Raw genomic sequence first — 19,025 nt, 5'->3', positions numbered from 1 at the left:
CGGTTTTTTTTGTATCACGAAGGTGATGAACACATGAGCAAAACCCCGAACAAGAACTGGCGCCCGGCCACCACGCTCGTCCATGGCGGCACGCTGCGCTCGCAATATGGCGAGATGTCGGAAGCCATCTACCTGACGCAGGGCTTCGCCTACGACAGTTCAGAAGCCGCCGAGGCCCGTTTCAAGGGCGAGGCCGACGGCTATATCTATGCCCGCTACGGCAGCCCCACCAACGACATGTTCGAAAAGCGCATGTGTGCGCTGGAGGGTGCAGAAGAAGCCCGCGCCACCGCCTCCGGCATGGCCGCCATCACGGCAGCGCTCATGTGCCAGCTTCGCGCCGGCGACCATATCGTTGCCGCGCGGGCCCTGTTCGGTTCCTGCCGCTGGGTTGTCGAAACGCTCGCCCCGCGCTACGGCATCGAATGCACGCTGGTGGACGGTCGCGACCTTGCCAACTGGGAAGCGGCGATCAAGCCCAACACCAAGGTGTTTTTCCTGGAAAGCCCGACAAACCCGACGCTGGAAGTGATCGACATTGCCGGCGTTGCCAAGCTTGCCAATCAGGTCGGCGCCCGTCTGGTGGTCGACAATGTGTTTGCAACGCCGCTCTTCCAGCGGCCGTTGGAACTCGGCGCCCATGTGGTCGTCTATTCCGCCACCAAGCATATTGACGGCCAGGGCCGCAGCCTTGCCGGTGTCATCCTGTCGGATCGCGAATGGGTTCTGGAGCACCTGCAGGACTATTATCGCCATACCGGTCCGGCGATGTCACCGTTTACCGCATGGACACTGATCAAGGGCCTGGAAACGCTGCCGATCCGTGTTGCCCAGCAGACGTCGAATGCGGCAAAGATCGCCGATTTCCTGGCCGAGCAGTCCAAGGTCGCGAAAGTGATCTATCCCGGTCGCAAGGATCATCCGCAGGCCGATATCATCGCCAAGCAGATGACGGGCGGATCGACGCTGGTCTGTTTCGAGCTGAAGGGCGGCAAGGAAGCGGCCTTCAAGCTGCAGAATGCCATGGAGGTGGTCACCATCTCCAACAATCTCGGCGACACCCGCTCCATCATCACGCATCCGGCAACGACGACGCACAAAAACCTCAGCGACGAAGCCCGTACGGAACTAGCAATTTCGCCCGGCACCGTGCGCTTTTCGGCCGGCATCGAGGATGCGGACGACCTGCTGGAAGATTTCGCGCAGGCGCTGAAGCAGATCTGATCGGCTTTACGCCGAACGATGGGTAGACCCGGAACGCTCCGGGTTTACCAAATCAGTTATCCCTATCATCAAGAACGCGACATTGCCTCAGATGCAAGCCGCGAGAATTCTTGACCTTTCTCCCCCACTGTACGATATCGGCACGATGAGCAATCTTGAGGTGCCAATGTACCGCGCCCGCACCAGAGACATAGACGTCGCCGTCGAGCCCTATTATCTCGAGGAGCAGTCGAGCCCCGAGGACAGTCGTTATGTCTGGGGATACCGGATCGTGATCGAGAACAAGTCCTCGATCAGCGTCACGCTCGTGCATCGCTACTGGAACATCACGGACGAAAACGGGATCGTCGACGAGGTCGACGGACCAGGCGTCGTTGGCGACCAGCCGCGACTGGAGCCGGGCGACAGCTACGAGTATTCGTCCGGGTGCCCGCTCGACACGCCATCCGGCGTCATGTTCGGCACCTACGATATGAAGACGGACGAAGGCGAGACTTTCAAAGTCGACATTCCCGCCTTCTCGCTGGATTCACCAGGCGTCGTGCGCGTTCTGAACTGACCCGCAAGGCGGATCAGGCGCTTTCGAATTCTTCCGTCACGAACTTGTAGGTGGTCGAGCAGAACTCGCAGGTTACCGCGATTTCTCCATCTTCCACACTCGCGTGGATTTCTTCCGCAGAGAACCCGTCCAGCACGCCCTTGATCTTGTCGCGCGAGCAGCTGCAGCGGTCGAACACCGTCTGCGGATCATAGACCCGCACGCCGCGCTCGTGGAACAGCCGGAACAGCAGCCGTTCGATCGCCACCTGCGGATCGGTCAGCTCGTCCGTATCGATGGTACCTACCAGCGTGCTCGCCTCTAACCAGGCATCGTCCTCGACTTCGACGGCATCGCGTTCGTCACCGTCGCCGCCATGCAGGTCGGGCTGGCGCATGCGCTCAGGCGCTTGCGGAAGGAACTGGGCGACAAGTCCGCCGGCGCGCCAGTTGTGGCGCGGGTTGCCGTCCTCGTCGCGGTCGATGAGTTCGGCGACGGCGAGGCGAACCCGGGTCGGGATCTGTTCGGACTGGCGGAAGTAGACGCCGGCCATTTCTTCAAGCGACGAGCCGTCCATCGGAACGATGCCCTGATAGGGCTGCATGCCGCGACCCTGATCGATCGTCAGCGCAAGAAAGCCATGGCCGAGCAGTTCGGCAGGCGAGATCTTGCCGTTCTCGACGGCTTCGGCCAGCGCATCCTCGTCGTAGCGGGCATAGGCGCGCAGTGCATCCGGCGTGGAGAAATCGGCAACAAGCAGGTCGACCGGGCCGTCACCCTTGGTCTGCATGGTGAACTTGCCTTCGAATTTCAGCGAAGTGCCCAGCAGTGCAGTGAGCACGACGGCTTCCGCCAGCAGCCGTGCGACAGGTGCCGGATAATCGTGCCGTCCGAGGATCGCGTTGAGGAGTGGCCCGAGCTGGACTGCACGGCCACGCACATCAAGACCATCCACCTGGAAGGGCACGACGCGGTCGTCGCCGGCAAAATCGAGTTCGTTCAGTTCAACAGTCGCTTCCGCCATGAGTTAACTCCTTCGCGCCGGCGCTCCCAGTTCCTCGAACGCTTTTACACAAGCGCCAGCCGCAGCGGAACCGCCGGCCGGGGATTTGAGAACGTTGACGATATCGTGTTGAAGCGCCGCACTCGTTCGGCGGCGCGCTTTGAAAGCCGTCAGATGGTGGCGGCTCTCATCGAATTCAAGTCGGAAGCGCTTTTGATCCTCAGACGATGCCGAAGCACCAGGCAAGGATCGACTTCTGCGCGTGAAGACGGTTTTCCGCCTCGTCGAACACCACCGACTGTGGTCCGTCGATGACCTCGTCGGTGACTTCCTCGCCGCGATGGGCCGGCAGGCAGTGCATGAAGAGCGCGTCCTTGTTTGCCTGATCCATCAGCGCCTTGTTGACCTGATAGGGCTGGAAGATGTTGTGGCCGCGCGCCTTGTGCTCCTGGTTCATCGACACCCACGTATCGGTGACGACGACATCAGCGCCGGTGACCGCTCGTTCGGCGTCGTGGCAGAGCATGATCTCGCCGCCATTGTTGCGCGCCCAGTTCAGGAACTTGTCATGCGGCTCGGAGCCCATTGGCACGGCCATGTTCATCTTGTAGCCGAACCGCGCCGAGCCTTCGACGAGCGAGTGCAGCACGTTGTTGCCGTCACCCGTCCAGGCGATGGTCTTGCCTTTGACAGGACCGCGATGCTCCTCGAAGGTCATCAGGTCGGCCATGATCTGGCAGGGATGGGTATCGTCGGTCAGCGCGTTGATAACAGGCACGGTGGCGTGCTCGGCCATTTCCCGCATGCGGTTGTGATCGGTGGTGCGGATCATGATCGCATCGACATAGCGCGACAGGACACGTGCCGTATCGCCGATCGTCTCGGCGCGGCCGAGCTGCATTTCCGTGCCGGACAGGAAGAGCGTTTCGCCGCCGAGCTGGCGCATGCCGACATCGAAGGAGACGCGGGTGCGGGTGGACGGCTTTTCGAAAATCATCGCCAACATCTTGCCGGCGAGCGGCTGGTCGCCCTTGCCGGCCTTGAAGGCCTGCTTGCGGCTTTTCGCGTCGTCGAGAATGGTGCGAAGATCCTCCGGCGAAACCGCCGAAAGATCCAGGAAATGCTTTGGTGATGCCATGCTATCGTCCCCTATCGAGGGGAACCGTCACCGGCACCCCTCATCGCGCTCAGGCTGTTTTCTTGAGTTCTGCCTCGGTCAGCTTTTCCGCTGCCCGTTCGATCCGTGCGAGCCCCTCGCGGGCTTCCTCCGCCGTGATCGTCAACGGCGGCAGAAGGCGCACGACGTTATCGCCTGCCGGCACCGACAGCATTTTCTCATCGCGCATCGCGACAACCAGATCGCCTGCTGGCACTCTCGCCTTGATGCCGAGCATCAGGCCTTCGCCTCTGATGTCTTCGATCACATCCGGAAAGCGATCCTTCAGGCTTGCCAGTCCCTGGCGGAACACGAGCGCGACATCGCGGACATTGTCAAGGAAGCCATCGGCCAGCACGACATCGAGCACCGCGTTGCCGCAGGCCATCCCGAGCGGATTGCCGCCATAGGTCGTGCCGTGAATGCCGGGTTTCATGCCGGAAGCAGCCTCCGCTGTCGCAAGGCAGGCGCCGAACGGGAAGCCGCCGCCGATGCCCTTGGCAACGGCCATGATGTCAGGCGTGATGCCTGTCAGTTCGTGGGCGAAGAACCGACCGGTGCGGCCAACCCCGCTCTGCACTTCGTCGAGGATCAGCAGCAGGCCTTTCTCGTCGCAGATGCGACGCAGCTCGCGCAGGAATTCCTTGTCCACGACGCGCACGCCGCCCTCGCCCTGGATCGGCTCGATCAGCAGCGCGCCGGTGTTTTCGTTGATCGCAGCGTTGAGGGCATCGAGATCCCCGAACGGGACCTGATCGAACCCTGGCGCCTTCGGGCCGAAGCCTTCCATGTATTTTTCCTGACCACCGGCGGCGATCGTCGCGATGGTCCGGCCGTGGAAAGCACCCTCGAAGGTGATGATGTGGAATTTCTCCGGATGGCCCTTGGAGAAATGATAGCGACGCGCCGTCTTGATGGCGGTCTCAAGCGCTTCGGCGCCGGAATTGGTAAAGAACACCTTGTCGGCGAACGTGGCATCCACCAGACGGCGGGCCAGACGCTCCTGCTCCGGGATCTCGTAGAGATTGGAAAGGTGCCAGACCTTCTCGGCCTGCGACTTCAGCGCGTTCACCAGATGCGGATTGGAATGACCGCAGGAGGTGACGGCAACGCCTGCCCCGAAATCCAGATATCGCTCGCCACCTTCCGTCACAAGCCATACGCCCTCGCCTCGATCAAAGCGCAAAGGTGCCCGGGCAAACGTGTCGTAAAGTGCGGCTTCAGCCATGGCGACATCACTCCTCTGGGTAGGTTCCGCCCCCCCTCTCCAGACCTCTCCGGAGACCGGGAATGCGGCCTGAAAAATCAAAAATGCCGCCCACCGGGCGGCGCGGGCACTATCATGGCTAAGTGCCTCCATGTCAACAAAACTTGGTGTTTTATAGGGCTTTCGGGGCATATGCCGCGATGCAACCTGATGCTGTATTGCGGCATTTCGGTCTGTGACAAAAATGACTCTTGAGGGCAGCAAGTTGGGGAAAACCGCGAAATCGATTCGCGGCGATTCGAGCGACTCTTGCCACGGAGTCAGCCACACACTAGGTTAATCCTCAATTACTAGAACGCATGCGGCGGAACTAGTCACCTCGAAGCATAGATTGCGTGGGTGCGGCGGATTTATTTCGCCGCAGAGGTGAACGGATTCTGTCTGCCAGCAACGTTCAAAGGCGGAGAACGGCATGAACTGGACTGATGAGCGCGTCGAGCGACTTAAAAAACTATGGTCGGAAGGTCTCAGCGCCAGCCAGATTGCAGCCCAACTTGGAGGCGTAAGCCGCAATGCCGTGATCGGCAAAGTGCACCGTCTCAACCTTCCGGGTCGCGCCAAAGCAGGCGGTTCGGCGTCGGCCAATCGCCCGGCATCCAAGCGCCCAGCGCCCGCAGCTCCGCGCGCGCCGAGCTTTGCCGGACGCGACACAGCCCGTCCTGCAGCACGGACGGTGGGTGCAAACGCACTCAAGGAAGATCAGGACGTAAACGTCGCCGAACCGGTGAAATACACCGCTTCCGGCAGCGTCGTCGTGCCGATCTCGCGCCGTCTGTCGCTGACGGATCTCACCGAGCGCACATGCAAGTGGCCGGTCGGCGATCCGCTGACGGACGACTTCCATTTCTGCGGTTGCGATGCGCAGGATGCGTCGCCCTATTGCAAATATCACGCGAAGCTTGCCTACCAGCCGGTACACGAGCGCCGTCGTCCGGCTGCCCGCGCGTCCTAAGCCAGGCGGCTGCGGAAACAAGATCGAAGGCGGGCTCTGGCCCGCCTTTTGCGTTTTTGGCATGGCTGACTTGCGCTGAAAAAACTTGCCGGACGCCGTCTCCGCCCCTATCTCGGCCTGGAGAGAGGACGACCTCCCCCTGAATGGGCAGAACGCCGGGACGACCCGGCATGAACCTGACCTAAAGGGGAAGATCATGCGCTCGATAAGAGACCGTATTCGCCACGCCATCAGCTTTGAAATCATCGGGCTTCTGATGATGGTGCCACTCGGCGCCCTCGTCTTCGACATGCCGGCCGAACATATGGGCATTGTCGGCGTCGTGTCTGCGACGGTCGCGACCGGCTGGAACTACCTCTATAATCTGGGTTTCGACCGCTTTCTGCAGGCGCGACGGGGTACGACGCTGAAGACGCCTGCCTTGCGCATTGCTCATGCGGTGCTGTTCGAAATCGGTCTGCTGGTCGTGCTGATGCCGTTTATCGCGTGGTATCTGCAGATTACCCTTCTCCATGCGCTGACAATGGATATCGCGATCGCGCTGTTCTACGTGGTCTATGCCTATCTCTTCAATCTTGGCTACGACAAGCTGTTCCCGCTGCCGGAATGGAAGACCCAGGAAGCCGCCTGACCATCAGAGTTCCGGACGGTGCAATACGCCAGTCCGATGGAAGCCTGAATGTCTCGGCAAACCCGATCTCTCCGGCGCGCGTGATCCGCAGAGCCCGGGTTTCCTCCCGGCGGCTGATCCAGCCGACGCCAAGAGCGCGGTCCAGCAGTGCTGCACCCATTTGTCCCGCCAGATGCGGCCGTCGCTCGCTCCAATCCAGGCATGTCCGGCAGAGCGGGCGTTTCGAACGGGTCAGCTGTTCGAGATCAATCCCGAAATCACAAAAGAAACGCCGGCCTTCATCGGCGATCAGGCCGGCTCCATCGCCGAGCAGCAGATAGCCGTTGCCGGTCAGGGAGTCGGCGAGCGCGATGGCGAGACGGCCTGCCATGTGATCGTAACAGGTGCGGGCAAGCCGTAACGCCTCGTCTTTCGGGCCGACAGGATGATGGCGCTTCGGCCCATCCGCGGCGACTGCCATCAACGCGTGGATCACGTGCGCGACTTCCGGAGAGGCAAGCCGGTAGTAGCGGTGCCTGCCCTGCTTCTCGACTGCGATCAGATGCGCCTGCGCCAGTTTGCCGAGATGGCCGCTGGTTGTCTGCGCGGTGACGCCGGCATGGCGTGCCAGTTCGCCCGCCGTCAGCGCCTGGCCGCCCATCAGCGCGGACAGCATGTTGGCGCGCGCGACATCGCCGATCAGGCTTGCAACTTCCGCAATCGTATTTCCTGAAACCATATTGGACATGATCCAGTTCTAGCACCGGAAAACTTTGCCGTCAGCGATCAACGGTTCGGCCGTCGCCGAAGCATTTCTTTTCCTCTCTCCGCTAAGAGCGGGCGGAGATTGCATGGATGGGGATAGGAACTGGAATGGCGGACACCAAAACAAGCATGGCAACGGATCTGTTGCTGCTCCTCACGCTCGCGACGCTTTGGGGCGCGTCCTACACGCTGATCAAAGTCGGTGTGGAGACGATTTCGCCCGTCACCTTTATCGCCGTCAGAACACTGGTCGCCGGGCTCATTCTCGCTGCGGCACTTCGCCTTCGCGGATTGAAGCTGCCGACCGACCGGCAGACCTGGAAGCTTTTCACGGTTCAGGCCTGCCTCAACAGCGCGGTCCCCTTCACCCTCATCGCCTGGGCCGAACAGACGACCGATGCGGGCCTTGCCACCATTTTGAGTTCCACGACGCCGATCTTCGCGTTTCTGCTGACGGCGCTGATCACGCGCCATGAAAGCGTCTCTGCGGCCAAGCTGTTCGGAGTTGCCGCAGGCATTGTCGGCATATGCCTGATCGTCGGCATGGAGGCGCTTGCCGGCTCGGGCGAGAACCTCTGGGCGCAACTCGCCATCGTGGCGGCGACGATCTGCTATGCGGCGGCTGCCATCTTCGGCAAGAATTTTAAGGGATTGGACCCGATGATGCCCGCCGCGGGATCGCTGATCGCAGGGGCGGCCATCCTCATTCCTGTCAGCCTTGTGGTCGACCGGCCCTGGACGCTGACACCGAGCACCGATTCCATGCTCGCCCTATTGGCGCTGGCGGTATTTTCGACGGCGCTCGCCTTCGTCATCTATTTCCGGCTAGTGCAGACGCTCGGCTCCGTCGGCACGACGGCGCAGGCCTATCTCCGGGTGCCGATCGGCGTTGGCATCGGTGTCGTGTTTCTCGGCGAAACGCTTGCTTCGACAGCATGGCTCGGCCTGGCCTGCGTCGTGGCCGGTGTCATTGCCATGACGCTGCCGGCTAGGAGACGCGGTCCTCAGGCTTCCATTGAGTAACCGGCACCGCGGACCGTGCGGATGACATCCTGCATGTTGGAGAAGTTGAGTGCCTTCCGCAGGCGCCCCACATGCACGTCGACGGTGCGTTCGTCGACATAGATGTCATGACCCCAGACGCCGTCGAGCAGCTGCGAGCGCGAAAAGACGCGGCTGGGTGAGGCCATCAGGAATTCCAGAAGTCTAAACTCTGTCGGCCCGAGGCGAACTTCGCGGCTCTTGCGGTGAACGCGATGGGTTTCGCGATCGAGTTCGATATCGCCGCATTTGAGGACGCTCGAAAGGACCTCCGGTCGGGCACGGCGCAGCATCGCCTTGACGCGGGCCATCAGTTCCGGCGTCGAGAAAGGCTTGACCACATAGTCGTCTGCGCCGGTGGCAAGCCCGCGAACGCGCTCGCTTTCTTCGCCGCGCGCCGTCAGCATGATGATCGGCAGGCGTTCCGTCTCCGGCCGCATACGCAGGCGACGGCAGAGTTCGATGCCTGAAACGCCCGGCAGCATCCAGTCGAGAATGAGAAGATCCGGAACGCGCTCCTGAAGCCTGATTTCCGCTTCGTCACCGCGAAGCACGGTATCGACCTCGTAACCCTCGGCCTCCAGGTTATACCGAAGGAGGACGCTGAGGGCCTCTTCGTCTTCCACGACTGCGATCTTCGGCTGCATTCCGACTTGCTCCGTCACTCGTCCCGAACTGCACTTAGATCCGCCAGATCCGCTCGCGCTGCTTCAGGTCATTGGTTTTGGCAGTTATCGTCCCGAAACCGGCGGGCGATTTCGGGAGAGCTGCATCATGTCCCGGCGGAGCCGAGCATGTTGGACGTATCGTCCTTCGGACGTTCGCCCTCCGGCTGTGCGCCGGTCGCGATGTAGTAGATGGTCTCGGCGATATTCGTCGCGTGGTCGCCGATGCGCTCGATGTTCTTGGCGCAGAACAGGAGATGGGTGCACGTGGTGATGTTGCGCGGATCCTCCATCATGTAGGTGAGGAGTTCGCGGAACAGCGAGGTGTACATCGCGTCGATTTCTTCGTCGCGCTGGCGGATGATCTCGGCTTTTTCCGCAGAGCGGTTAGCGAAGACATCAAGAACGTCCTTGAGCTGCACCAGCGCCAGTTCGGAAAGATGCTCCAGACCACGGGCGAGCTTACGCGGGACGCCTGTTCCCTGCACGGCGAGCACGCGCTTGGCGGTGTTCTTGCCAAGGTCGCCGACGCGTTCCAGGTCAGCTGCAATGCGCAGCGTGCCGATGATCTCGCGAAGGTCGGCCGCCATCGGCTGACGCTTGGCGATGGTGACGATCGCCTTGTCCTGGATATCGCGCTCGGCATGGTCGAGAATGACGTCGTCCGAGATGACCTTCTGGGCCAGTGCGGAGTCGGAGTTCACGAGCGCACGCACGGCATCTCCGCACATCTGCTCCGCCAGGCCGCCCATTTCGGAGATCCGGCGGTTCAGGTATTTCAGTTCCTCGTCATAGGCCGAGAGAATATGGGTCGAAACCATGTGTCTGATCCTTGATGTCTGCAGTTGCGGCTGACGGGCTCTGCGCCCGCATCAGCCGAAGCGGCCCATGATGTAATCCTGGGTGCGCTGGTCATCCGGATTGGTGAACATCTTGTCGGTATCGTTTTCCTCGACCAGGTGGCCGAGATGGAACATCGCCGTGCGCTGCGAAACGCGGGCCGCCTGCTGCATCGAGTGGGTGACGATCACGATCGTGTAGTTGGCGCGCAGTTCGTGGATCAGTTCCTCGACCTTGGCCGTGGCGATGGGGTCGAGTGCCGAGCACGGCTCGTCCATCAGAATGACTTCAGGCGAAACGGCGATCGCACGGGCGATGCAAAGGCGCTGCTGCTGACCGCCGGAAAGGCCGGTACCGCCTTCATGCAGGCGATCCTTGACTTCTGCCCAGAGGCCGGCGCGCTGCAGGCTTGCCTCGACGATCGCGTCCATTTCCGTTTTGCCACGGGCAAGGCCGTGGATCCGGGGACCGTAGGCAATGTTCTCGTAGATCGACTTCGGGAACGGGTTCGGCTTCTGGAACACCATGCCGACCCGGGCACGCAGCTCCACGACGTCGATTTCCTTGTCGTAGATATCGTCGCCGTCGAGCGTGATCTTGCCGGTGACGCGGCAACCCTCGATCGTATCGTTCATGCGGTTCATCGTGCGCAGGAAGGTGGACTTGCCGCAGCCGGACGGACCGATCAAAGCAGTGACGGTATTTTGGCGGACATTCAGGTTCACGTCATAAAGAGCGCGCTTGTCACCGTAATAAACGGAGACATCCTTGCCGATCATCTTATAAGCAACGTCGTTCATTTTCTTGTCCAGCGCCTTCTCAACTGCAGCTTCTGACATCATGTTCATTGCTTCCCCCTTCCTCTACCAACGCCGTTCGAAGCGGCGTCGCAAGAGAATTGCGCCAACATTCATCAAGATCAGGAACAGGAGCAGGATCATGATCGCTCCCGAGGTTCGTTCAACGAAGGCGCGTTCCGCCTCGTTAGCCCACATGTAGATCTGTACCGGCAGTGCCGTCGACGGATCCATCGGCGTGGTCGGATAGTTCGCCACGAAGGCGACCATTCCGATCAAGAGGAGCGGCGCCGTTTCGCCGAGGGCGTGCGCGAGGCCGATGATCGTACCGGTCAGGATACCGGGCATGGCAAGCGGCAGGACATGGTGGAAGATGGTCTGCATCTTCGAGGCACCGAGCCCGAGCGCTGCAGCACGGATCGACGGTGGCACTGCTTTCAGCGCCGCGCGGGTGGCGATGATGATGGTCGGAAGCGTCATCAGCGTCAGCACCAGGCCGCCGACAAGCGAGGCCGAGCGCGGCAGGCCCATGAAGTTGATGAAGACCGCGAGACCCAACAGACCGTAGACTATCGACGGGACCGCTGCGAGATTGTTGATGTTGACCTCGATCAGGTCGGTAAACCGGTTCTTCGGGGCAAACTCTTCAAGATAGATCGAGGCTGCGACGCCGATCGGCAGGGACAGGACGAGCACGATCAGCATCATATAGAAGGAGCCAATCAGAGCGACGCCGACGCCAGCTGCTTCCGGACGGCTGGACGCGCCGTTGAAGAAAATGCCGGTGTTGAATTCCTTGGCGAGCGCACCGCTGTCGGTCAGCTGCTTCATCCATCCGACCTGCTGGTCGGACACCTTGCGGCTGGTTTCCGCCACGTCGAGATTGATCTGGCCTTTCACGGCGCTGTCGATATCGCCGGCTGCCAGAAGCGAAACCGTCTGGGTCGTGCCGATGATCTCAGGATCGGAAACGACCATATCGCGCAGCTGGCCACGAACGCCGTCCGAAATCATCTGGTTGACGGCACGCAGACCCTGGCGATCGTTTTCGGCGACGCCCAGAACCTTGGCCAGCGCATTGCGGGCGACGATCGGGTAGTTGGCCGTCATCAGCTTGGCCGGATCCATAGCCCGCACATTATCCTTGTCGATGATCTGCTGCGAGAACTCGACAGGGATCGTGATCATCGTCTGCTGAAAGGCGGTATAGCCCTTCGAGACGACCGACCACAGAAGGAGCATCAGGAACAGGATGCCGAACGAGAGAGCAGCGATGCCATAGGCACGGAAGCGGCGCTCGGCGGCGTAGCGGCGTTTGATACCGATATCGCGACGGGCAGGCTTGGCCAAGACGCCGGCGGTGGAGGAAACCACGTCGGTCATTCGTACTGCTCCCGGTATTTGCGCACGATGTAGAGCGCGTAGATGTTGAGGCAAAGCGTGATCGCAAAGAGCGTGATGCCGAGTGCGAAGGCGACAAGCGTCTGCGGCGAGGTGAATTCAAGGTCGCCCGTCAGCTGGCTGACGATCTTGACGGTCACCGTCGTCATCGGCTCGAACGGGTTGAGCTGCATGCGGGCGGCGACGCCGGCGGCGAGCACTACGATCATGGTTTCGCCGATGGCGCGCGAGGCGGTCATCAGAAGTGCGCCGACGATGCCCGGCAGTGCTGCCGGCAGGACGACCTTCTTGATGGTTTCGGACTGGGTGGCGCCGAGACCGAGCGAGCCGTCACGAAGCGTTCCCGGCACGGCGGTGATGATGTCGTCCGACAGCGACGAGACGTAAGGGATCAGCATGATGCCCATGACGAAGCCGGCAGTGAGAACGCTCTGTGCCTGGATGAAGTTGGCGTAATCGCCTGTGACAAGGCCGTTCAGCTGCGAAGACAGGTCGCGCAGGAATGGGCCGACCGTCGTCAGGGCAAAGAAGCCGTAGACGATGGTGGGAATGCCGGCGAGAACTTCGAGCAGAGGCTTTGCCACGGAGCGGACACCGCGGGAGGCGTATTCCGACATGTAGATCGCGGAAAACAGGCCGCTCGGGACGGCGACGAGCATGGCGACGAAGCCGATATAGAGTGTTCCGAGAAGCAGCGGGATAAGGCCGAACTGACCAGCCGAGTCCGTGGCGCCGGCGGCCGCAAAGCGCGGATCCCAGACGGTGCCGAAGAAGAACTCCCACGGCGGGATGCTGGTGAAGAAGTGGGTCGCTTCCGTCAGCATCGAGGCAACGATGCCGACCGTGGTCAGGATCGCGATCGAGGATGCGACGACGAGGCTGGCGAGGATCACCTTCTCGACACGGTTGCGGGCCCGAAACCGTGGCGCGATGCGCGTGTAGGAAAAGCCGGCGCCGATCAGGGCTGCCAGAAGGACTACCGCGGTCATAACCCAGTTGCTGATCTTGGTCATGACGTTGAGATCGCCAGCGGACTCGACCATGTATGGTTCGGGGTCGCCGGCAAGCGGGACGCCCTTAGCGCCAAGCGCTGCGCGCAGTTCGACGGGATTTCCGCCGATGCGCTCGATCTCGTCCAGGCTCAATACGTTCATGCCGCGCGCAAGCGAGCTTACCATGCCGAAGGAGAGACCCTGTTCGGCCGGCGAACGCGCCTTTACGTCTTCAGGAAAGCCATCGCGGACAGTGGAGTTGATATAGAGCGGGCTGACGACCAGCCACGCGGCCAGGATGAGAACCGATGGCAGAACGGCGCAGAGTGCGACGAAGGTGCCGTAGTAGCCCGGACGTGAATGAAGCTTTGAGGAACGGCCGCCGGCGATTGCCAGGGCGTGCCTGGTTCCGACAACGTAACAAGCGATCGCAATTATCGCCAGAATCAATAAAATCAATGGTGTGCTCATTAAAATCCCCCGGCCTACCGCCATCGACGGCACCCATTACCGCACAAATCCCACCATCGGAATCAATATGTTTCGCCATCCAAAACGCAGCGACTGACGCCAGGCTTTGCTTCTGTCGCGCGACGGACAAGTCGCCGCCTGGCACGAAAGAAGACCGGCGCCGCAAGAAGCGGCGCCGGAATTTTGATTACATGGTCTTGCCGGCTTCGAAGTCCTTGCGGACCTGTTCGCGCTGATCGTCCGGAGCAGCAACCAGGCCGTATTCGGCGAGCGGGCTGTCAGGGCCGATCATTTCGTCGGAGATGAAGAACTCAACATATTCCTTGAGGCCTGGGATAACGCCGAGGTGAGCCTTCTTGACGTAGAAGAACAGAGGGCGCGACACCGGGTACTTGCCCGAAGCAATGGTTTCGGTGGAAGCAACGACATCCGAAACGGTCGCGACCTTCAGCTTGTCCATGTTGTTTTCATAGAAGGCCAGGCCGAAAACGCCGAGGCCGGTCTTGTTGGCCGAGATGCGGGCCAGCGTTTCGGTGTAATCGCCGTCGATGTCGACAGCTGCGCCGTCCTTGCGAACTGCAACGCACTTGGCAGCAGCCTGCTTGGCATCGGTGATGGCAGCCTTGATGACGTCAGTCGCGCCGGCTTCCTTGCAGCCTTCAGCCATGATCTTCTCTTCGAAGACTTCGCGGGTGCCGTGCTTGGAGCCTGGGATGTAAGCTGCGATCGGGCCCTTCGGCAGGGTCGCATTGACTTCCGACCAGTTCTTGTAAGGGTTGGCAACGAGCTTGCCGTCAACGACGACTTCAGCAGCCAATGCCTTGTAGAGATCCTTCGGGGTGATCTTCATGTCGCCGTTCGACGAGTCGGCAGCGAATACGATGCCGTCGTAACCGATGCGGATTTCCTGAACGTCCGTGACGCCGGCAGCCTTGCAGGCTTCGGCTTCGCTCTTGTTGATCTTGCGCGAAGCATTGGCAACGTCGATCGTGCCTTCGCCGACGCCGGAGCAGAATGCCTTCAGACCGCCGCCCGTGCCGCCGGACTCAACAACCGGTGCCTTGAAGTTCGGGTTGGTCTCGGCAAAGGTCTCGGCAACGATCTTCGCATAGGGAAGAACGGTGGAGGAGCCGGCAACCTGAACCTGGTCGCGTGCGGATGCAACGCCGGCAAAGGCAACAGAGGCCACGAGGGCTGCTGCGGAAAGTTTGAACATGTTCATCGAAGTTCTCCCGGTATGGGTTTCCAGAAATCTTGTCATGCCGGCCTCTTAGACATTTGCCGGCTCTCGGCCCGCTGGTCATAGCCGCCCTTGGCCTTAGCTTTTATGTCACTTCGGTGAAACATTTGTGACAATTCAAGTTGTTGAAAATATTGATGTTCTGGAAGAGACCGGGAAAACTGGGTTGGTTTTATGTCAGAAACGGACGGTAAACTCCGTCCCCTTGCCGAGTTCCGACTTCACAAGCAGGCGGGCACGGTGCCTGGTGAGGATGTGCTTGACGATGGCAAGCCCCAATCCGGTGCCCTTCTTGGAGCGGCTGTCGGCGACGCTGACTCGGTAGAAACGCTCGGTCAGGCGGGGAACGTGCTCAGCGGGAATGCCCGGACCCTTGTCGATGACATTGACTTCGACCGGCAGCCTGCCGCCGCCTTTCAGGAAGACGTCGACGAATTTGCCCTCCTGGCCATACTTGCAGGCATTCTCGATGAGGTTCTCGATCACTTCGATCAGTTCGTCTCGATCGCCCAGCACATCGACCCTGCCTTCGGGAAGATGCAGGCGGATTTCGACGCCCAGTTCCTCAGCCAAAGGCAAGAGCGCGTCGCTGACATGGATGATCAGCGGCTTCAGGTCCACTGTCTGGTCCGGAGCGATATGCGACTTCAGTTCCAGCCGCGACAGGGAGAGAAGGTCGTCCACCAGTCGGCTCATCCTGGTCGCCTGGTCGAGCATGATGCCGAGAAAGCGTTCCTGCGCCTTCGGATCGCCGCGAGCCGGGCCCTGGATTGTCTCGATGAAGCCCCTGAGCGAGGCAAGCGGCGTTCTCAGCTCATGGCTTGCATTAGCGACGAAATCGGATCGCATCCGGTCGATGCTGCGCAGTTCGGAGACATCGCGGAACGACAGGAGGTAATAGTTTCCCATGCCCGGCGCCAGGCCGCCGATATCGATCGGCGCCACGCGCAGGATGAAGACCCGTTCGGACGGAAGGCGCTCGGAATGTTCGATCTGGTTCGGCTGGCCGGTTGCGATAGTTTCGCGCAGCATGTCGAGAATGCCGGGCGACCGCAGCCGCGCTGTCAGATGGGTGCCGATCGGCAGATCGCCGAAGGCCCGCTCCGCTGCCTTGTTGCGGTAGAGAACGGTGATGTCTCCACCCAGCACCACGACCGGCATGTCCAGCGTGCCGAGAGTTGCAGAGATCAGCGGCAGCGGGTCGAAGACGGGTGGCTCCGGAACAGGCATTTCAACCGGTACGACAGGTATCTCCGGCAAGGGCCGGGACAGCACGGCGACGACGAGGGGAAGCCAGAGCGCGAAGACCAGAAGATCGTTCGCGCCGGCAACAAAAGCGATCACCGCGATCGTCGAGAGCAGCAGAAGCAGCAGCCACTCGCGCCGGAAGCGAAGTGCCAGCTCTTGCGCAAACCCGCGCTCTTCCTTCGGCAACGCTTCCACGCGCGAACCCCTTTTTGTTTGGTCGAACTTGCGGTCATATAACGCTTGCATGACAGATATGCATCGGTCCTGAGGGAAACCTCAAGCCCTGCAAACCGTTGAAGCAGTCGCAGCCGTTTCGGCCGCCGAAGGAAAAAGGACAGCAATCATGGCAGAGACAAGCAGCCGGTCAGCGGAACTGGAAATCGATGGCAAGCTGAGGCATTTCGACATTGACGATCCGAAACTGCCCGGCTGGGTGCATGATCACGCGCTGGAATCCGGCGGCTTTCCCTATGACCACAAGTTGGACAAGGAGAAATACGCCAAGCAGCTGGAGAAGCTGCAGATCGAGCTCGTGAAGGTGCAGTACTGGCTGCAGGATACCGGCAAGCGGATGATTGCGCTGTTCGAAGGCCGGGATGCTGCCGGCAAGGGCGGTACGATCATGTCCATCCGCTCCTATATCAATCCGCGATCTGCACGCGTGGTGGCGTTGAGCAAGCCTTCGCCCACCGAAGCGGGCCAATGGTATTTCCAGCGTTACGTGTCGCACTTCCCGACGTCGGGCGAGATCGTGCTGTTCGACCGCTCTTGGTACAATCGCGCCGTGGTCGAGCCTGTCATGGGCTTCTGCAAGCCGGGCCAATACGAAGCCTTTATGAAGGACGTGCCGCAGTTCGAGGAGATGATCGTCGACGACGATATCCATCTGTTCAAGTTCTGGCTGGATATCGGCCAGGAAATGCAGCTGAAGCGGTTTCACGACCGGCGCCACGATCCGTTGAAGATCTGGAAGCTTTCGCCGATGGACATCGCGGCACTCAACAAATGGCCTGACTACACCGCAAAGCGCGACCAGATGCTGGAGCGAACACACAGCAAGCTTGCGCCATGGACGGTGGTGCTGGCAAACGACAAGCGGCGTGCGCATCTGAACGTCATCCGCCACATCCTTGGATCCCTCGATTACGAAGGGAAAGACAGGGACGCGATCGGCGAGATCGACGACAAGATCCTCGGCTTTGGCAGCAAGTTCCTGAAGTAGAGACAGACAGGTGAGCGAGCCGGACGACGTTGTCGTCCGGCGTTCGGGGTTCAGCCTGCGGGCAAAATGCGGACGGAGTAGAGCAGGACCGGTCTGTCGGCACCGTCGAGGCCGGTATTGATCAGGATGCGCCCCGGCGCGTTTGGCGCGATCGCCCGGTCGAAGCTGACCTTGAACAGGGCTTCCAGTCGCTCCTGGGTTGCCGTGAATCGATGTCTTGCGCAGCCCCCGAGGCTGCCGAAATCGCAGCGTATCGACATCTGGACACCTTGGTTGCCGCCAGCCTGGACGGTGACCGCGATGGTGGCCGGCCCGCCTGCCAGGCGCTGCAATACATCCGCCGGAACCGTGACGGCGATATCACCGCCGGTTTGCGGGGTTGCCGACAGGAGCCGAACGGCTGGACCTTCCGAACCGGTTGCAGCCTCTGCCTTTGCCTCGCGACCGACCTGCAGCGTATCGATCTGCTTCGGTTCGAAGACCTGCGCCCATTCATCGGAAAAGCCGCCGCGAGGATCAAAGCGCGCATTGGGACCCGCCTGCGATTGCGACGCCCGGTTGGCGGCCTGCAGGGCCTCGTCCATCACCGACTGGACCAGGCCCGAATTATAGAAATACCAGCAAGCGACGCCGACGACTGCAAGCGAGATGACCCATTTCAGCAGCCAGGAGATCAGCCGCTGACGACGGCTCTTGCGCGGCTTGGCTGCAGGGTTCGTCTCGGCGTCGAGAGATCCGCGCCGCTTCCTGCCGCGCTCGGGCTTGGCAACAGGCGGTTGGCCACGTTGCACGCGGTCCGGCTCGACCGAGGTCAGTCCGTCCATCTGCGGCACTTCGGATGAGGCCGGACGGAAATCCGGTCGCGCGGCGCCGAGACTTCCGAGATCCCCGGCCGACTGGACATCGTTGGGCTGCCTCTGGTCATTTGCCGGGGATGGCGCGCGTGTTGCGCCGCCGAGACCGGTATCCGGATCGGGGACGGCTACCCTTTCATCCGCAACGATCGGGGCTGCGACATCTGGAGCTGCGGCTCTGGCTGTGGCGGCAGGTGCGACAACCGGGTCGATGACAGGATGAGTGATCTCGTCAGGCTCGATAGCGGGACAGGCCAGCCGGTCCACTTCCTCCGTCTCGATCTCGCGGATCTTTTCTTCCAGCCGCTTTTGCTGCTGCATGACAATCAGCTTGTCGGTCACGCCCTGGCGCTGCAGACCTGCTTCCAGCGCCTGTCGCGCCGACTGATAAATCCGTGCCCGCGTGTCGCCATCGGTCCGATCGGAACGATCAAGGGCATTCCTGATGGCTGTTTCCAAACCGCTCACTGCGGATCCTTCCGGTTGTGCATACCCGACTGCCGGCCTTGCTGAAAAGACGGCGTTAATTTTCGGTAACCTCTCCGTCGCCGAACTGCAAGCCGGTGGTCAATGGCCTTCCTTCGCCAAGATTGGGGAGAAGATATGGTTAGGCGTGAGAATGCCGCGGAAACAGCCGCTTATCGAGCCGCCAGTGCGCATGGCACGCATACCTTCACCAGACGGCGCCATCTTTCCCGAGCCGAATGCATCTGCTAAAACCGATCTTACGTGTGCGTAA

19 protein-coding genes are annotated in these 19,025 nt (G+C 61.0%); 7 read left to right on the top strand and 12 right to left on the bottom strand.

Annotation, left to right across the window (positions count from 1 at the left end; genetic code table 11):
- The first annotated feature begins 33 nt into the window (after positions 1-33).
- Positions 34-1,224, top strand: coding sequence for an O-succinylhomoserine sulfhydrylase (locus J3A65_RS20210; protein WP_209903054.1), 1,191 nt, complete (start codon positions 34-36; stop codon positions 1,222-1,224).
- 166 nt (positions 1,225-1,390) lie between these two features.
- Positions 1,391-1,783, top strand: coding sequence for a Co2+/Mg2+ efflux protein ApaG (gene apaG, locus J3A65_RS20205; RefSeq protein ID WP_062453923.1), 393 nt, complete (start codon positions 1,391-1,393; stop codon positions 1,781-1,783).
- 13 nt (positions 1,784-1,796) lie between these two features.
- Here apaG and J3A65_RS20200 read toward each other — a convergent pair whose 3' ends face one another.
- The 3 genes from J3A65_RS20200 to J3A65_RS20190 form a co-directional block, all read right to left on the bottom strand.
- On the bottom strand, positions 1,797-2,786 hold the full coding sequence (locus tag J3A65_RS20200; protein ID WP_092663650.1) for an Hsp33 family molecular chaperone: 990 nt from the start codon (positions 2,784-2,786) through the stop codon (positions 1,797-1,799).
- 199 nt (positions 2,787-2,985) lie between these two features.
- Positions 2,986-3,903, bottom strand: a complete 918-nt coding sequence (gene argF, locus J3A65_RS20195) for an ornithine carbamoyltransferase (protein ID WP_062453925.1) — start codon at positions 3,901-3,903, stop codon at positions 2,986-2,988.
- Between the two features lie 49 nt (positions 3,904-3,952).
- Positions 3,953-5,149 (bottom strand): aspartate aminotransferase family protein, encoded by a 1,197-nt coding sequence (locus J3A65_RS20190; RefSeq protein WP_209903051.1) that lies wholly within the window; start codon positions 5,147-5,149, stop codon positions 3,953-3,955.
- 451 nt (positions 5,150-5,600) lie between these two features.
- Here J3A65_RS20190 and J3A65_RS20185 point away from each other — a divergent pair, with 451 nt between their 5' ends.
- Together J3A65_RS20185 and J3A65_RS20180 are read left to right on the top strand one after the other, a co-directional pair.
- Positions 5,601-6,140 carry a GcrA family cell cycle regulator gene (locus J3A65_RS20185; protein WP_062453927.1) on the top strand — a complete coding sequence of 180 codons (540 nt, stop codon included), beginning with the start codon at positions 5,601-5,603 and terminating at the stop codon, positions 6,138-6,140.
- A gap of 196 nt (positions 6,141-6,336) precedes the next feature.
- Positions 6,337-6,771, top strand: coding sequence for a PACE efflux transporter (locus tag J3A65_RS20180; protein WP_209903049.1), 435 nt, complete (start codon positions 6,337-6,339; stop codon positions 6,769-6,771).
- On the opposite strand, the gene J3A65_RS20175 is transcribed toward J3A65_RS20180, so the two are convergent.
- Positions 6,710-7,498: a helix-turn-helix transcriptional regulator gene (locus J3A65_RS20175; RefSeq protein WP_209903047.1), complete on the bottom strand. Its 789-nt coding sequence runs from the start codon at positions 7,496-7,498 to the stop codon at positions 6,710-6,712. The genes J3A65_RS20180 and J3A65_RS20175 overlap by 62 nt on opposite strands.
- A gap of 125 nt (positions 7,499-7,623) precedes the next feature.
- On the opposite strand from J3A65_RS20175, the gene J3A65_RS20170 reads away from it, so the two are divergent.
- On the top strand, positions 7,624-8,538 hold the full coding sequence (locus tag J3A65_RS20170; RefSeq protein WP_209903045.1) for an EamA family transporter: 915 nt from the start codon (positions 7,624-7,626) through the stop codon (positions 8,536-8,538).
- Here J3A65_RS20170 and phoB read toward each other — a convergent pair.
- The 7 genes from phoB to phoR all read right to left on the bottom strand — a co-directional run bounded on the left by phoB (position 8,520) and on the right by phoR (position 16,405).
- Positions 8,520-9,203, bottom strand: coding sequence for a phosphate regulon transcriptional regulator PhoB (gene phoB, locus J3A65_RS20165; protein WP_062453930.1), 684 nt, complete (start codon positions 9,201-9,203; stop codon positions 8,520-8,522). The two genes, J3A65_RS20170 and phoB, sit on opposite strands and share 19 nt — an antisense overlap.
- 125 nt (positions 9,204-9,328) lie before the next feature.
- Complete coding sequence (gene phoU, locus J3A65_RS20160) at positions 9,329-10,042, bottom strand: phosphate signaling complex protein PhoU (protein ID WP_062453931.1); 714 nt, start codon at positions 10,040-10,042, stop codon at positions 9,329-9,331.
- 51 nt (positions 10,043-10,093) lie between these two features.
- Positions 10,094-10,909, bottom strand: a complete 816-nt coding sequence (gene pstB, locus J3A65_RS20155; protein ID WP_062453932.1) for a phosphate ABC transporter ATP-binding protein PstB — start codon at positions 10,907-10,909, stop codon at positions 10,094-10,096.
- A gap of 15 nt (positions 10,910-10,924) precedes the next feature.
- Positions 10,925-12,241 carry a phosphate ABC transporter permease PstA gene (pstA, locus tag J3A65_RS20150; protein ID WP_209903043.1) on the bottom strand — a complete coding sequence of 439 codons (1,317 nt, stop codon included), beginning with the start codon at positions 12,239-12,241 and terminating at the stop codon, positions 10,925-10,927.
- Positions 12,238-13,722 (bottom strand): phosphate ABC transporter permease subunit PstC, encoded by a 1,485-nt coding sequence (pstC, locus tag J3A65_RS20145; RefSeq protein ID WP_209903041.1) that lies wholly within the window; start codon positions 13,720-13,722, stop codon positions 12,238-12,240. Before pstC ends, pstA begins: the two co-directional genes overlap by 4 nt.
- 187 nt (positions 13,723-13,909) lie before the next feature.
- Positions 13,910-14,944 (bottom strand): substrate-binding domain-containing protein, encoded by a 1,035-nt coding sequence (locus J3A65_RS20140; protein ID WP_062453935.1) that lies wholly within the window; start codon positions 14,942-14,944, stop codon positions 13,910-13,912.
- Positions 14,945-15,139: 195 nt separating this feature from the next.
- On the bottom strand, positions 15,140-16,405 hold the full coding sequence (gene phoR / locus J3A65_RS20135) for a phosphate regulon sensor histidine kinase PhoR (protein ID WP_348635224.1): 1,266 nt from the start codon (positions 16,403-16,405) through the stop codon (positions 15,140-15,142).
- A 148-nt stretch (positions 16,406-16,553) separates the two neighbouring features.
- On the opposite strand from phoR, the gene ppk2 reads away from it, so the two are divergent.
- Complete coding sequence (gene ppk2 / locus J3A65_RS20130) at positions 16,554-17,432, top strand: polyphosphate kinase 2 (RefSeq protein WP_062453936.1); 879 nt, start codon at positions 16,554-16,556, stop codon at positions 17,430-17,432.
- A 50-nt stretch (positions 17,433-17,482) separates the two neighbouring features.
- Here the strand turns inward: ppk2 and J3A65_RS20125 are convergent, their stop codons facing one another.
- Positions 17,483-18,754: a hypothetical protein gene (locus J3A65_RS20125; RefSeq protein ID WP_209903037.1), complete on the bottom strand. Its 1,272-nt coding sequence runs from the start codon at positions 18,752-18,754 to the stop codon at positions 17,483-17,485.
- On the opposite strand from J3A65_RS20125, the gene J3A65_RS20120 reads away from it, so the two are divergent.
- A complete protein-coding gene (locus tag J3A65_RS20120; protein ID WP_209903034.1) occupies positions 18,732-19,025 on the top strand; it encodes a hypothetical protein in 294 nt (97 codons plus the stop codon). The genes J3A65_RS20125 and J3A65_RS20120 overlap by 23 nt on opposite strands.

The sequence above is a fragment of the Rhizobium sp. PvP014 genome, from assembly GCF_017876855.1.
In the GTDB taxonomy this organism is placed as follows: domain Bacteria; phylum Pseudomonadota; class Alphaproteobacteria; order Rhizobiales; family Rhizobiaceae; genus Neorhizobium; species Neorhizobium soli.
Note: the sequence above shows the minus strand (reverse complement) of the source record. Positions and strands in the feature narration are given on the sequence as shown.

Coding starts and splice junctions, on each gene's coding strand:
- J3A65_RS20210 (WP_209903054.1), top strand. CDS start 34: ATGAGCAAAACCCCGAACAAGAACTGGCGCCCGGCCACCACGCTCGTC.
- apaG (WP_062453923.1), top strand. CDS start 1,391: ATGTACCGCGCCCGCACCAGAGACATAGACGTCGCCGTCGAGCCCTAT.
- J3A65_RS20200 (WP_092663650.1), bottom strand. CDS start 2,786: ATGGCGGAAGCGACTGTTGAACTGAACGAACTCGATTTTGCCGGCGAC.
- argF (WP_062453925.1), bottom strand. CDS start 3,903: ATGGCATCACCAAAGCATTTCCTGGATCTTTCGGCGGTTTCGCCGGAG.
- J3A65_RS20190 (WP_209903051.1), bottom strand. CDS start 5,149: ATGGCTGAAGCCGCACTTTACGACACGTTTGCCCGGGCACCTTTGCGC.
- J3A65_RS20185 (WP_062453927.1), top strand. CDS start 5,601: ATGAACTGGACTGATGAGCGCGTCGAGCGACTTAAAAAACTATGGTCG.
- J3A65_RS20180 (WP_209903049.1), top strand. CDS start 6,337: ATGCGCTCGATAAGAGACCGTATTCGCCACGCCATCAGCTTTGAAATC.
- J3A65_RS20175 (WP_209903047.1), bottom strand. CDS start 7,498: ATGTCCAATATGGTTTCAGGAAATACGATTGCGGAAGTTGCAAGCCTG.
- J3A65_RS20170 (WP_209903045.1), top strand. CDS start 7,624: ATGGCGGACACCAAAACAAGCATGGCAACGGATCTGTTGCTGCTCCTC.
- phoB (WP_062453930.1), bottom strand. CDS start 9,203: ATGCAGCCGAAGATCGCAGTCGTGGAAGACGAAGAGGCCCTCAGCGTC.
- phoU (WP_062453931.1), bottom strand. CDS start 10,042: ATGGTTTCGACCCATATTCTCTCGGCCTATGACGAGGAACTGAAATAC.
- pstB (WP_062453932.1), bottom strand. CDS start 10,909: ATGAACATGATGTCAGAAGCTGCAGTTGAGAAGGCGCTGGACAAGAAA.
- pstA (WP_209903043.1), bottom strand. CDS start 12,241: ATGACCGACGTGGTTTCCTCCACCGCCGGCGTCTTGGCCAAGCCTGCC.
- pstC (WP_209903041.1), bottom strand. CDS start 13,722: ATGAGCACACCATTGATTTTATTGATTCTGGCGATAATTGCGATCGCT.
- J3A65_RS20140 (WP_062453935.1), bottom strand. CDS start 14,944: ATGAACATGTTCAAACTTTCCGCAGCAGCCCTCGTGGCCTCTGTTGCC.
- ppk2 (WP_062453936.1), top strand. CDS start 16,554: ATGGCAGAGACAAGCAGCCGGTCAGCGGAACTGGAAATCGATGGCAAG.
- J3A65_RS20120 (WP_209903034.1), top strand. CDS start 18,732: ATGGCTGTTTCCAAACCGCTCACTGCGGATCCTTCCGGTTGTGCATAC.